Annotated in this window: 10 protein-coding genes; 7 read left to right on the top strand and 3 right to left on the bottom strand. The window is 47.6% G+C overall.

Annotated features, from left to right (window positions below):
- Positions 1 to 226: 226 nt before the first annotated feature.
- From IKW96_RS01490 to carB, 4 genes are all read left to right on the top strand, one after another.
- Positions 227 to 1,066, top strand: a complete 840-nt coding sequence (locus tag IKW96_RS01490) for a sulfide/dihydroorotate dehydrogenase-like FAD/NAD-binding protein (protein WP_296569534.1) — start codon at positions 227 to 229, stop codon at positions 1,064 to 1,066.
- A 1-nt stretch (position 1,067) separates the two neighbouring features.
- Complete coding sequence (gene gltA / locus IKW96_RS01485; RefSeq protein WP_296569532.1) at positions 1,068 to 2,453, top strand: NADPH-dependent glutamate synthase; 1,386 nt, start codon at positions 1,068 to 1,070, stop codon at positions 2,451 to 2,453.
- 22 nt (positions 2,454 to 2,475) lie between these two features.
- Positions 2,476 to 3,096 carry a redox-sensing transcriptional repressor Rex gene (locus IKW96_RS01480; protein ID WP_296569530.1) on the top strand — a complete coding sequence of 207 codons (621 nt, stop codon included), beginning with the start codon at positions 2,476 to 2,478 and terminating at the stop codon, positions 3,094 to 3,096.
- 275 nt (positions 3,097 to 3,371) lie between these two features.
- Entirely contained in the window at positions 3,372 to 6,593 is a 3,222-nt protein-coding gene (gene carB / locus IKW96_RS01475; protein ID WP_296569528.1) for a carbamoyl-phosphate synthase large subunit, read from the top strand.
- Between the two features lie 148 nt (positions 6,594 to 6,741).
- Here carB and mscL read toward each other — a convergent pair whose 3' ends face one another.
- Both mscL and IKW96_RS01465 read right to left on the bottom strand, forming a co-directional pair.
- A complete protein-coding gene (gene mscL, locus IKW96_RS01470; RefSeq protein WP_296569526.1) occupies positions 6,742 to 7,161 on the bottom strand; it encodes a large-conductance mechanosensitive channel protein MscL in 420 nt (139 codons plus the stop codon).
- A 40-nt stretch (positions 7,162 to 7,201) separates the two neighbouring features.
- Entirely contained in the window at positions 7,202 to 8,728 is a 1,527-nt protein-coding gene (locus IKW96_RS01465) for a hypothetical protein (protein WP_296569524.1), read from the bottom strand.
- A 483-nt stretch (positions 8,729 to 9,211) separates the two neighbouring features.
- Between IKW96_RS01465 and IKW96_RS01460 the strand changes: the two genes are divergently transcribed.
- From IKW96_RS01460 to IKW96_RS01450, 3 genes are all read left to right on the top strand, one after another.
- Positions 9,212 to 10,321, top strand: coding sequence for a M15 family metallopeptidase (locus tag IKW96_RS01460; RefSeq protein ID WP_296569522.1), 1,110 nt, complete (start codon positions 9,212 to 9,214; stop codon positions 10,319 to 10,321).
- A 395-nt stretch (positions 10,322 to 10,716) separates the two neighbouring features.
- Positions 10,717 to 11,316, top strand: a complete 600-nt coding sequence (locus IKW96_RS01455) for a hypothetical protein (RefSeq protein ID WP_296569519.1) — start codon at positions 10,717 to 10,719, stop codon at positions 11,314 to 11,316.
- Positions 11,317 to 11,504: 188 nt separating this feature from the next.
- Positions 11,505 to 13,193: a GGDEF domain-containing phosphodiesterase gene (locus IKW96_RS01450; protein WP_296569517.1), complete on the top strand. Its 1,689-nt coding sequence runs from the start codon at positions 11,505 to 11,507 to the stop codon at positions 13,191 to 13,193.
- Positions 13,194 to 13,270: 77 nt separating this feature from the next.
- Here the strand turns inward: IKW96_RS01450 and IKW96_RS01445 are convergent, their stop codons facing one another.
- On the bottom strand, positions 13,271 to 14,383 hold the full coding sequence (locus tag IKW96_RS01445; RefSeq protein WP_296569515.1) for a dockerin type I domain-containing protein: 1,113 nt from the start codon (positions 14,381 to 14,383) through the stop codon (positions 13,271 to 13,273).
- Between the last annotated feature and the right edge of the window lie 10 nt (positions 14,384 to 14,393).

Here is a 14,393-nt window from a genome sequence, read left to right as displayed (position 1 = left end):
ATAAAGAAGCAGCAGCTTCTTTATGGCTTTTCTGCTTATGGATTGTCTGTTTCGTAACACGGATATCGATATCGGAATATCGATATTCCCCTGTTATATTTGTGCAACATCGGGTTTTTGTGATATAATATTGAATATATCAATGCAATGCCTGTATCATATGAAGTCAACGGCGACGGACATGAAGCTCCTGCATTGCAAATCTATGGCAAGGAAGGTATGGACAATGTTTGAAATTCTTGAAAAAAGAAGTCTCAATCCCACTGTTACCCTTATGCGTATAAACGCTCCCAAAGTAGCAAGAAAGGCTGAGCCGGGACAGTTCATAATACTGAGAACTGACGCTGACGGCGAGCGTATACCGCTCACTATCGCAGATTTTGACCGTGAGAGCGGCTCTGTTACTATCATTTTCCAGATAGTCGGCGCTACAACCGAAAAGCTCAATCATATGAACGAGGGAGACTGCTTGCAGGACTTCGTAGGACCTCTCGGCAGAGCCACAGAGACGGAGGGTCTCAAAAAGGTGGCAGTTGTCGGCGGCGGAGTCGGCTGCGCTATCGCTTATCCTGTTGCAAAGAAGCTCCATGCCCTCGGTGTTGAGGTACACTCCATAGTAGGATTCAGAACAAAGGACCTCGTTATCCTCGAGGACGAGTTCAAGGACGCAAGCTCCAAGTTCGTTCTCATGAGCGATGACGGCTCTGCCGGTGAAAAGGGTCTCGTTACCGACGCCCTCAAGAAGCTCATCGACAGCGGCGAGAAGTATGACAGGGTCATCACTATCGGTCCTCTCATAATGATGAAGTTCGTCTGTAAGCTGACAAAGGAGTACAGCGTACCCACTGTTGCTTCCATGAACCCGATAATGATAGACGGAACGGGAATGTGCGGCGGCTGCCGCCTTACAGTAGGCGGAGAGACAAAATTCGCCTGCGTTGACGGTCCCGAGTTCGACGGACACCTTATAGACTTCGATCAGGCTATGGCAAGAGGCGCTATGTACAAGCCTTTCGAGCGCCACGCCTATGAAGAAGCCTGCAATCTGTTCAAGGAGGTAAAGTAATATGCCGAATATGTCAGCTAAAAGAAACGAGATGCCTGTACAGGCTCCCGACGTAAGAAACAAGAACTTCAGCGAGGTCGCACTCGGCTATACCGAAGAACAGGCTATTGACGAGGCTAAACGCTGTCTCAACTGCAAGAACAAGCCCTGCACATCAGGATGTCCCGTTCAGATAGACATTCCTGCTTTCATCGCTCAGGTGGCTGAGGGAAACTTCGCAGAGGCTTATAAGATAATCACAAAGTCAAGCTCTCTCCCTGCTGTATGCGGCAGAGTATGTCCTCAGGAGACACAGTGCGAGAGCAAGTGCGTAAGAGGTATCAAGGGCGAGCCTGTTGCTATCGGAAGACTGGAGCGCTTCGTTGCCGACTGGCATAACGCACAGCCCGAGGCTGCTCCCGAAATACCTGCAAAGAACGGTCATAAGGCTGCTGTTATCGGCTCGGGTCCTTCGGGTCTTGCCTGTGCAGGCGACCTTGCAAAGAAGGGCTACGACGTTACTATATTTGAAGCTCTCCACGTTGCAGGAGGAGTTCTCTCATACGGTATCCCAGAGTTCAGACTTCCGAAATCCATCGTTCAGAAGGAGATAGGCGGACTTAAAGCTCTCGGCGTTAATGTGGAGACAAACACAGTAGTCGGCAAGACCATTTCCATTGACGAGCTCATGAAGGAAGAGGGCTTCGAGACCGTATTCATCGGTTCGGGCGCAGGTCTCCCGAGATTCATGAATATCCCCGGCGAGAACCTCAACGGAGTTTACTCCGCTAACGAGTTCCTTACACGTATCAACCTCATGAAAGCCTATAAAGAGGGCAGCGCTACTCCTATCAAGGCAGGCAGCAAGGCTGTTATCGTAGGCGGCGGAAACGTTGCTATGGACGCAGCACGCTGTGCAAAGAGACTTGGCGCAGAGGTATATATCGTTTACAGACGTACTGAGGCGGAGCTCCCTGCAAGAGCAGAGGAAGTCGAGCACGCAAAGGAAGAGGGCATTATATTCAAGTTCCTCACAAATCCTGTTGAGATACAGGCTACCGACGACGGCTGGGTAAAGAGCATACACTGTCAGCAGATGGAGCTCTCGGAGCCCGACGCTTCAGGCAGAGCAAAGCCTGTTCCGATAGAGGGCGCTTTCATAGACATCGAAGCTGACTGCGTCATCATGTCTATCGGTACTTCGCCCAATCCGCTCATCAAGTCCACAACATCAGGTCTCGATACTCAGAAATGGGGCGGAATCATCGCAAACGAGGACGGCCTTACCTCAAAGGAGGGCGTTTACGCAGGCGGCGACGCCGTAACGGGCGCTGCTACTGTTATCCTCGCTATGGGCGCAGGCAAGAAGGCTGCCGCTGCTATGGACGAATATATGCAGAAAAAGTAAGTCCTCTGAACGGAGGTACGCTATGGACAAAAATATTACCTCTCAGACGCTTGCGCGGCTGCCTGTGTACTTCAACTACCTGAGATCGCTGCCGGAGGAACGCAAAAAGGGCAATATCTCCGCTACAGCTATTGCGGAAGCCCTCGGGCTCAACGATGTACAGGTGCGGAAGGACCTCGCTTCCGTGAGCAATGGCGGCAGACCAAAGGTCGGCTATGTCACCTCTGAGCTCATGAGCGATATAGGCAGATTTCTCGGCTTCGAGAACCGCGACGGCGTAGTTGTCGCAGGTATGGGCAACTTCGGCAGGGCTATGCTGGAGTATAACGGCTTCGAGGCTTACGGCTTCGATATAGTCTGCGGTTTCGACTGCAACAGGGAACGTGTGGGCAGCACTATCAACGGCAAGCCCGTCCGCCATATCGACGAGCTGGAAAGCTTTTGCAGAAGCGGCGATATACGCATCGGTATCATTACCGTTCCCGAAGCGGCTGCACAGGAGGTCTGCGACAGAATGGCAAAGGCAGGGATAAAGTTTATCCTCAACTTTGCCGCAGTACATCTCAATGCTCCAAAGGGCGTTGCGGTGCACAATGAGAATATTTCCCTTACTCTTGCAATGCTTGCAAGGTGTAAAGGATAAGGAAAAGGGACTGCTTCGGCAGTCCCTTTTTATGGCTAAAAACACAGGCGCTAACGGCTGCGGGCTAACGGTCTGCAAAATGGCTGAACCAATTTCACAGGCTTCAACAGCCGTGTTTTTGCATATTCCCTAAAATTGTACTGGTCGTAAAAGATTTTTTCTATATTGCAATTTGCACCGATTTATGTTATTATATAAGGTAAGAAGTTGCGCCATGACGTTTCATGGCAAATATATCAACGTGCATTTTTCAGTGTACGGGTCAGGAGAATAATATGCCAAAAAGACAGGATATTAACAAGATCATGATAATCGGTTCGGGTCCTATCATCATCGGACAGGCCTGCGAGTTCGACTATTCGGGTACTCAGGCTTGTAAAGCTCTCAGGAAGCTCGGATACGAGATAGTTCTCGTAAACTCAAACCCCGCCACTATCATGACAGATCCCGATGTTGCTGATATTACTTACATCGAGCCCCTCAACCTCGAAAGACTTACACAGATAATCGAAAAAGAACGTCCTGACGCTCTCCTCCCCAATCTCGGCGGTCAGTCGGGTCTCAACCTCTGCTCGGAGCTTGACAAGGCAGGCGTACTCAAGCAGTACGGCGTTCAGGTCATCGGCGTTCAGGTAGACGCTATCGAGCGCGGCGAGGACCGTATCGAATTCAAGAACGCTATGAAGGCTCTCGGTATCGGTATGCCGAAGAGCGAAGTAGCTTACTCTGTGGACGAGGCTGTTAAGATCGCTGAAAAGCTGAAATATCCTGTAGTTCTCCGTCCTGCCTACACCATGGGCGGCGCAGGCGGCGGTATGGTATACAATGTAGATGAACTGAAGGTCGTTTGTGCAAGAGGTCTCCAGGCTTCTCTCGTAGGTCAGGTACTCGTTGAAGAATGTATCTTCGGCTGGGAAGAGCTTGAGCTCGAGGTAGTCCGTGACGCAGAGAACAACAAGATCACCGTCTGCTTCATCGAGAACATCGACCCTATCGGCGTACATACAGGCGATTCCTTCTGCTCCGCACCTATGCTCACTATCCCCGAGGACGTTCAGAAGGAACTCCAGGAGATGTCATACAGGATCATCGATTCCATCGAGGTCATCGGCGGCTGCAACTGCCAGTTCGCACGTGATCCCGAGACAGGACGTATCGTTGTTATCGAGATCAATCCGAGAACCTCACGTTCTTCCGCTCTCGCTTCAAAGGCTACAGGCTTCCCGATTGCTCTCGTATCGGCTATGCTCGCCTGCGGTCTTACACTCAAGGACATCGAGTGCGGCAAGTACGGCACTCTTGACAAGTACGTTCCCGACGGCGATTATATCGTTATCAAGTTCGCACGCTGGGCATTTGAGAAGTTCAAGGGCGCTGAGGACAAGCTGGGCACTCAGATGAGAGCTGTCGGTGAAGTAATGAGCATCGGCAAGACCTACAAGGAAGCTTTCCAGAAGGCTATCCGTTCACTGGAGACAGGAAGATACGGTCTCGGCTTTGCCAAGAACTTCAACAAGCTGACAAAGGAAGAGCTCCTTTCACAGCTCCGTTTCCCAACAAGCGAGAGACAGTTCGTTATGTATGAGGCTCTCCGCAAGGGCGCTACAATTGACGAGCTCTATGAGCTCACAAAGATAAAGAAGTACTTCATTGAGCAGATGAAGGAGCTTGTTGACGAGGAAGAAGCTCTCCTCGCAAACAAGGGCGCAGTTCCTGCCGAGAATGTTCTCAGACAGGCTAAGCTTGACGGCTTCAGCGACCGCTACCTCAGCTCTCTCCTCGAAGTTACAGAGGAAGAGATAAGAAACGCACGTATCGGCTTCGGTATAAAGGAAGCATGGGAGGGCGTTCACGTAAGCGGTACTAAGGACGCTGCTTACTACTACTCCACATATCACCTCGACGAGGACAAGAGCCCTGTAAGCACAGAAAAGCCCAAGATAATGATACTCGGCGGCGGTCCAAACAGAATAGGTCAGGGTATCGAGTTCGACTACTGCTGCGTTCACGCTGCACTTGCCCTCAAGAAGCTGGGCTTCGAGTCGATAATCGTTAACTGCAACCCCGAGACAGTTTCAACCGACTATGATACATCTGACAAGCTCTATTTCGAGCCCCTTACTCTTGAAGATGTACTTGCTATACACGAAAAGGAGAAGCCCGTGGGCGTTATCGCTCAGTTCGGCGGACAGACTCCTCTCAACCTCGCAAACGACCTCAAGAAGTACGGCGTAAATATCCTCGGTACAACTCCCGAGACTATCGACCTCGCAGAGGACCGTGACCACTTCCGCGCTATGATGGACAAGCTCGGTATACCGATGCCTGAGGCAGGCATGGCTGTAAACGCAGACGAGGCTATCGCTATCGCAAACAAGATAGGCTATCCTGTAATGGTTCGTCCTTCATACGTTCTCGGCGGACGCGGCATGGAAGTAGTTCACGACGACGAGATGATGAGAGTCTACATGAACGCTGCTGTTGGTGTAACTCCTGACAGACCTATCCTTATCGACCGCTTCCTCAACCACGCTACAGAGTGCGAGGCTGACGCTATTTCCGACGGTACACACTGCTTCGTTCCATGTGTTATGGAGCATATCGAGCTGGCAGGCGTACACTCGGGCGACTCCGCTTGTATACTTCCTTCCAAGAACCTGACAGAAAAGCAGGTGGCTACTATCAAGGAGTACACAAAGAAGATAGCTGTAGAAATGAACGTATGCGGACTTATGAATATGCAGTACGCTATCGAGGGCGATACAGTATACGTGCTCGAGGCTAATCCCCGTGCTTCAAGAACAGTTCCGCTGGTATCGAAGGTATGCGATATCAACATGGTAAAGATAGCTACCGACATCATCACATCTTCAATTACAGGCAGACCTTCACCCGTTCCCGAACTCCGCGACAAGCAGATCGGTCACTACGGCGTAAAGGAAGCTGTATTCCCATTCAATATGTTCCAGGAGGTAGATCCTCTCCTTGGACCGGAAATGCGTTCAACAGGAGAAGTTCTCGGTATATCGCCTTCATTCGGAGAAGCTTACTACAAGGCTCAGGAGGCTACAAAGAACAAGCTTCCTCTCGAGGGAACAGTTCTCCTCAGCGTATGCGACAGAGACAAGCCCGAGCTTGTTGATATCGCCAGATCTTTCCACGAACTCGGTTTCCACATCATCGCTACAGGCAAGAGCTATGAGATGATAAAGGAGGCAGGTATCCCCTGCGACAAGATCTTCAAGATCTACGAGGGACGTCCGAATATCGCCGACCAGATCGCAAACGGCGAGATACAGATGATAATCAATACTCCCGCAGGCAAGACCAGTGCTCACGACGACAGCTATATCCGTAAGGCTGCTATCAAGCACAGAGTTCCTTACATGACAACTATGGCTGCTGCAAAGGCAAGCGCAGAGGGTATAAAGGCTATCAAGCACAATACTCATCTCGGCGTCAAGTCACTCCAGGCACATCACGCTGATATCAAGTAAAAAGCGAGCATTAAATAGTAAAGGACGCACAGTTGTGCGTCCTTTTTCAATATCCGTGCGTTCGCAGCCGCGATACTGCTTAACTCTTAGTTCTGCTCGCTAACAACTAAAAAAGCCACAAAGGACCGGTCCTTTATGGCTTTTCGTCTTACTTCTTGTTCTGCTCCTTGAGGAGGTCTCTGATCTCTGTGAGAAGCACCTCTTCCTTCGGTGGCTCTGCAGGCTTTTCCTCTTCCTTCTTCTTGCCTATGCTCATTGCCTTGTTGATAGCCTTGAGCAAGCAGAAAAGGATAATTGCGATAATGAGGAAATTAAGTACTGCCGACAGGAATGCACCATAGTTGAAGTCAACGCCTCTTACTGTGAACTTGCCGCCTACGAGCTGCATTACGCCGTTTTCGTCCTTCTGTACGCCGCCTGTGATAACAGCGATAAGAGGAGTGATGAAGTTATCTGTAAGCGCACTTACGATACTTCCGAATGCAGCACCGATGATAACACCGATAGCCATGTCCATTACGTTGCCTTTGAGTGCGAATTCTTTGAATTCCTTCAAAAACTTCTTCATTTTTTACAACATCTCCTTGATAAGGTATAAAATTGATTTATTAAATTTCCGGCAAGCCGGGAATTTCCACTGTGTTTCTTGCGGTCTTCTTTGCTTTCATCTCTTCGGGAAGCTCGATCGCGTCTATTTCGTCGTTGTAGGTCTTTGCCTTCTTAGGCATTGCCTGAACTGCTTTATCCGCCTGCGCCATCATAGAGCCTCTGCGCGGATTAGCCTTTGCAGCTTCCAGCTCGTCTGCGTTCGCCTGCATAGTTCCGCCCATCATGTTCCTTGCCCTGCCCCTTTCGTTTGCAAGCAGGTTGGAAGCGTCAACATTCTTCGTTGAGCCCATATAATTAAAGCGTAGGGATTCCTGATTGGCTTTGAGGTCGTCAGCATTGACAGTATCAGCGGACTTCATATAAAACTTGTTGAATTTTGCGGATTCGTTCTTTTTCAGAGCGCTGGCGTCAACAAGAGGGGTATCGTTCATATACGGGTTGCCCTTTTTCTCGAAGCGCTTCATGCCGTCTATCTCGTCACCGCGCTTGCCGAAGAAGTCGTCGGTGTCCATTTCGGCGTGCTCCGTAGCCTTTCCGCCGTCGAAAAATTCCCAGAAATCGTCGGGAACTTCCACCTTTTCCTTATCCTCAACGGGAGGAGGTACAGGCTGAGACTGCGCGAACTGATTCGCAGGGATACCGCCCATATTCGGAACTGCCTGCATACCTGCCTGCGGCGCCGCGCCCTCAGGCAGTTCGCCCATCTGCGGCTGATACATGACAGGTTGTCCGTAAACAGGCATACCGTTCTGGTCGTAACCGATTATCTGAGGCTGGTACATAACAGGCTGTCCGTAGACAGGCATACCGTTCTGGTCGTAGCCGATAAGCTGAGGCTGATACATCACGGGCTGTCCGAAAAGGGGCTGTCCGTTCTGGTCGTAGCCTATGAGCTGAGGCTGTGCAAGCATAACAGGCTGACCGTAAACAGGCATACCGCCCATCTGCTGTGCTCCCTGAGGCGCAGGTATTCCCTGCATAGCACCCTGCGGTGCAGGAATGCCCTGCATAGCGCCCTGTGGGGCAGGTATACCCTGCATAGCGCCCTGAGGCGCAGGTATTCCCTGCATAGCGCCCTGTGGGGCAGGTATGCCCTGCATAGCACCCTGAGGCGCAGGTATACCCTGCATTACGCCCTGCGGACGGAAACCGCCTGCGGCGTTCTGCATCTGTGCCTGCCTTACAGCCTTGGACTGCTCGGGCAATGTAACTCTGCCCGTATCCAGCTTGGGGATAAAAGGCTCGTCTATATCGTCAAAGCTGCTGAAATCGAACTCTTCATCCGAATCATTCAGTTCAGCGGCGGTATAAAGGTCTGAAGAGGAGTCCCTCGATGATGTGTCGCTGATGGTGAAAGTGCCGCTGCCGAGGGTAAATCCGCCTGTTGCAGGATCGTCTTCAGAATGATATCCGCCCATATCTAACTGTTCAATGTTAATATCCTGCGGATCTTCAAGGTTAACTCCGCACTTAACGCAGAACCTGAAACCCGCTTCATTATTCGTTCCGCACTGTGGACATTTCATAAACATCACTCCTTAAGGCGAAAATACAGAAAAACCGCAGAGCCGAAAACATAAGCAGAACGTGCTGTTGCAACGCCGTTCCCCCTGAATACAGCTCTGCCAATACATACTTTCACATCTATATTATAACATTAAGTTAATGGTTTTTCAAGTAGTTTAATAAAAGATTGTGCAATACGGCGCTAAATCAGCTCGGATTTTGTACAGAATAACGCTATATGCCTGATTTATGGGAGTTTCAGCGCGAAATCATGGCAGTTACGGTGGATAAAGTTCCTCCCCATTAGTGAAATACTACAGTTAATTCCGCTTTATTGTTATTCATATACCGTGATTTTACAAATATAACCCTGACCCCCTATATTTTTACAGAGAAATATGTTATAATATAAGAAACTATCCCGATATTCGGAAAACAGAGATAAAAAGAACAAAAGTCAAACATTGTTATGCTGTATTGTGACAGCGGATTGGAGCAGACATATGTCTAAGAAAAGAATAAGCAAAGAAAAAAGTATCAGGCACGCCAAGACCACTACCGAGGTTATCATCAGCCTTGTTCTTCTCGGCACCTGCGGATTTTTTGCAAAGAGCGCTTTTACCGACGTTACAAGGGTGGAGCAGTCCCCTTTTTACGATAACAGGGATATAGCCTCCACAGATACGACTGCGACAACTCCCCAAGACCCTAACCAGATCATATATGAGTCGCGCCTGGTCGAAAGCAAATCCAAGTTCTACGGAGACCTTATCTTGATCAACAAGGATCATCAGTACTTCTCGTCGCACAATGAGGACCTCGTCAGCATTATAGAAATGAACCAGGAGAACGATCGTACCTGCTTTACTGCCGTTGACAGTACCTATACCATACTCAAGCAGGTCTATGTTCCTATGGCGAATATGATACAGGACTTCTACAATGAGACGGGTAACGATACCCTTATAATCTACGGTTCATACCGCACCAATGAGTTCCAGGAGGAGCTCTATCAGGCTGATCTCGATAAAACAGGCGATTCTGAGTCAAAAAGCGTGGCACCTCCCGGATACAGCGAGCATGAATCGGGTCTTGCTTTCGACTTCTCGGAAACTACCAACTACGATTATGACGGCAAGGGCGATTTCCAGTGGCTCAACGCAAACTGCTACAGATACGGATTTATAGTCCGCTACACCAAGGATAAAGAGGATATCACAAAGTTCAAGGACGAGCCCTGGCATTTCCGCTATGTGGGAATACCTCACGCTTACTATATGGACTCCAACGACCTCTGCCTCGAGGAGTATATAGACCTTATCCGCAAGCACCCCTATGACGGCGAACATCTTGAGTTTTCGAACGATACCAGCGACTATGAGGTATACTTCGTTCCCTCGGACGACGGCGCGGAAACTACCAGCGTTCCTGTTCCGAACGGAGTAAGATACGAGATCTCGGGCAATAACGTGGACGGTTTCATAGTTACTGTATATAAGGGTCAGAAGCCCCTTGTAGAAGAAGCCCCCACTAAGGCTTTTGAGGAAGCTCCCGAGCTTACAAGTGCAAGCGAAGAAGAAGAGACCACTGAGCTCTACGAAGAAAATGAATAAATAATTAACGGACAGATGCGCAAATTGCGTGTCTGTCTTCTTTTTTGCCTGTTTTGTTGCATAGTGCATAATTTTATGTTGAAAAGGTTGATAAGTTGGTTGAAAAAGCAGATTTGCATTTTTTATTTGCAAAAATCCCGGTATATTGCCGTTTTTTGCCTGCCTGCGGAAGTTTCCGGCAGATGAGTTGATTTTTATTTTTAACGCATCAGGATTCATCTCAGCTCACAGATTGACCGTGCAAGGCGATATTCCGTCAGTTGTCCTACCACTTTCAAAAATTTGACAATCAGCTCCCCTCATGCTATAATGCAAATGTCAAGAGGTTCAGATGACAATCAAACAGGTTGCAATGAACTCAAAAAATGACAGCCATGATTTAGGAGGGTTTATTTATGAAAAAGGTATTATGTTTAACATCCGCACTCGTTTGCTGCACAGTTGCTCTTGCAAGCTGCAATGTAAAGTTCAAGGTAACTAAGGATTACGACTCTGACGGAAAGAATTCAAAAAAGAGCGTTTCGGACTATGTAGGCAAGTGGGAGTGCAGCGAGATCGAAACAGACGGCGAAAAGACAGATAACTTATGGGGCGCAGACGTCAATACTCTGTTTCAGGTAGAGCTTATGGAGGGCAATAAGGGTACATTCTTCTCGTTCCTTACAACTCTGGTCCAGCCCGAGCCTTTTGACCTCACCTGGGAGGACAAGGGAAACGGCGAGATCATCATGAACATTGATCAGGCAGACTCCGACGAGCCGCTTACAATGACTTACAAAAACGGCAGAATGATAATGGATCAGAGCGACGAGTATTCAAGCTTCATAGCATACCTCGATAAGGTTGACAAGTTCACACCTCTCTCCGAGGATACAGAAATGTCGTTCAGCTTTTCGGGCGACTCAGAGGCTTCATTCAGCTTCACGGACGACGGCGATATGGAGATCGAGCCCGAAACTGAATCTGCAACAAAGAAACACCTGAATATCTACTGATAGCTTTTTGGATATGTAAAGAGAATGCGGCAGGCACAACTGCCGCATTCTCTATTCTGGTCAGAAATTTTCAGGAGTAAAAACTTGATTTAATGACGGATCTGTGATATAATATTTTATGTGTATGCCCGAAAAACAGATGAGTATACAGTTAAAACTATCCCGCTAAGGAAATGGGTGACATAAAAATGAAAATGAGCGATGAATCAACATTGCGTTTTTACAATGTGTTCGGAAAACTCGCAGCAGCTACCGCAAATGTTGATATTTCCGCTGATCTCAAACTTGTAAAGGATTTACTGAACGAGATAGCGCCGATGTTCAGACTTTCCGGAATAACGGCGCATATATACCGCAGTCCTGCGGAGGAACAGATTGGCAGAGGCGAGACCCTTATCTGCTTCGATACCGGAAAAAACGGAAAGCCAGTACATGAACTGCGTATTGTTACAAAGCTTATGTCCATAACGACGATGACTGTATATATGGACGAAAATGAAGCTCCGCTCTCTGATGACGAATTTGAAAAAGTCGATCTTACCGCAAGAACAGTGCTTGCTTTTATCAGCCGCAGCAAGTTCCAGGACATAGCAGAAGAGCTTGCATTCTATGACGATGACGGTTTCCGTAATATCCGCAGCTTTTTCAATTACCTCGCATGGAAGGGAAAGTCCGGGGATCTGGACAATATGTCCTCCGTAAACTATAATATCAGGCATTTTTCGCTTGTTAACGAAGAATTTGGCAGGATCGCAGGCAATATCGTGCTCCGCGCACACTACGAAACTATACGCAGAATGATAGGCGATACAGGTATAATTGCTCGACTCGGCGGCGACGCATTTGTATGCATTTGCGACAGATCAGTGCTTCCCCAGCTGCTGGAATACCTTACGGAAGCAAATGTCCCTTACGATAATGACGGAGGAATGATCTCCCTCACCTCCTGTGCAGGAGTATTCAATATCCCTGACGGATATGAGGTCCGCAATCCCAACGATATAATGGGAAAGATAATGCACGCCTATAATACCGCGAGAAACGGCGGACATACCAATATAGTGTTCTTTGACGATAAAATGATCTATGAAAGAGAATATTCCAAGAGAATACAGCAGCATTTCACGGAAGCTCTGAGAAATAAAGAGTTTCAGGTGTTTTATCAGCCAAAGGTGAATATAAACGGCGAGATGTGCGGCGCAGAGGCGCTCTGCCGCTGGTTCCGCAACGGAGAAATAGTTCAGCCTGTAAAATTCATACCGGTTCTCGAAGAAACAAGCGATATATGCAAGCTCGACTTCTATATGCTCGAACAAGTGTGCAGCCATATACGCAAATGGATAGATGAGGGACGCGAAGTGGTACGTGTGTCCGTAAACCTCTCAAGAAAGCACATGATGGACGTTACTCTGCTTGATTCTATCATGGATATCATTGAAAGATACAACATTCCTCATGAATATATTGAGATAGAGCTGACCGAGACCAATACGGACGTTGAGTTCAAGGACTTGCAGCGTATCGTTGGCGGCCTGCAGAAGGAAAGGATATATACCTCTGTCGATGATTTCGGAATGGGTTATTCCTCGCTGAACCTGATACGCGTCATCCCCTGGAACGTTATCAAGGTCGACCGCTGTTTTCTGCCCTGCGGCGAAGAAAACGAAAACAGCACCTGTAATATCATGTTCAAGCACGTTGTCTCAATGGCAAAAGAAATGGGACTCGAATGTATCGTTGAAGGCGTGGAAACGCCTGCTCAGCTCGAAGTCCTGAGAGAGAACGACTGCGAGCTCGCACAGGGTTACCTGTTTGACAAGCCCATGCCTGTTGAAGAGTTTGAAAAAAGGCTTGATATGAAGGTTTATGCTATATAATTATGCTTAGACAGCAGAAAAGGGACTTTCCGAACGGAAAGTCCCTTTTTGTGTATCTCCTTTATTCAGATGTCGTTTCACTTTATATACTCTGCTAAAGGTACATTATATCCTTTTGCAGTCGATAGATATGAATAGTATGAAAGTATATTGGAAGCATCGACTGCATTGACCTGACCGTCACAGTTTACATCTGCCGCCTTTTTTTGATCATTATTGAGATCAGCGTCTTTATTTGTCGATATCATTGCATAGTACGCAAGAACAGCTGAAGCGTCCACGGCATTGATCTGACCGTCGTTATTCAAATCCCCAAGAGGCAAATTCGGAGAATTCAGCGCAAGTATCTTATCGATACGTGGAGTATCTGTATCATTGACTTTAAGATATTCAAAGCTTACGGTTATTTCATCTCCGATCTTATGCTTCAAAAGCTGATCTTTGATTGCATTTGAAAGATAACGATATCTTCCATGCTTCTCAAATCGGATCGTAAAATTATCGATATCTTTTATTATGTCTGTAAACATATCAGTGCCATAATACTCCAATGTTGTAACTATACCCGTAGTTACAGTAACGGTTGTGGTTTTAGAAGCAGACTTTGTATTTACATATGTTGATGTGGTTCCGGTAAACACAGGATATATCGAGGGAGTGCCTATGTAATTTCCATTATCCCAGTCTTTATCAACTGATACTGACTTTATGATATCATTATTTTCAGCTTTTGAAAGCTGTTCTTTATTGAGCTTACAGAGGATAAATCCGTAATTCGGATATTCAATATCTTCAGTAATTTCAACACCGATATCTTCAAGTACAGGTTTCGCAAGATCTTTTTTAGCTTTTTCCATCAGTTCTTTTGAAAGCCTTTCATAATTCACGTTAAAGTATTCTCTTTGCATACTCAATCGTTCAAGTTCTGTATACTTTAACACGTCAAGGCTGTCATAATACTCTTTACTGAGTTCCTCAGCCTTTTGATGCGCTTCACCTTTAACTTGGTCAAGTATTTTAGCATCAAAATTGAAAAGTATCCTTACGTCGACAGTCTCTTCACCGCTGTCAAACTCAGAACGGGTATTGTCCGTTACTATTCCCGCATCTGTACTCAGCGGTACAACTGCTGTGCAGGCGAATAGTGCCATTGAAGTGATAACAGCTAAGGTTTTTCTCGCTTTTTTCATAACAAGACCT

This window comes from Ruminococcus sp., assembly GCF_017549005.1.
Lineage (GTDB): Bacteria > Bacillota > Clostridia > Oscillospirales > Ruminococcaceae > Ruminococcus.
Note: the sequence above shows the minus strand (reverse complement) of the source record. Positions and strands in the feature narration are given on the sequence as shown.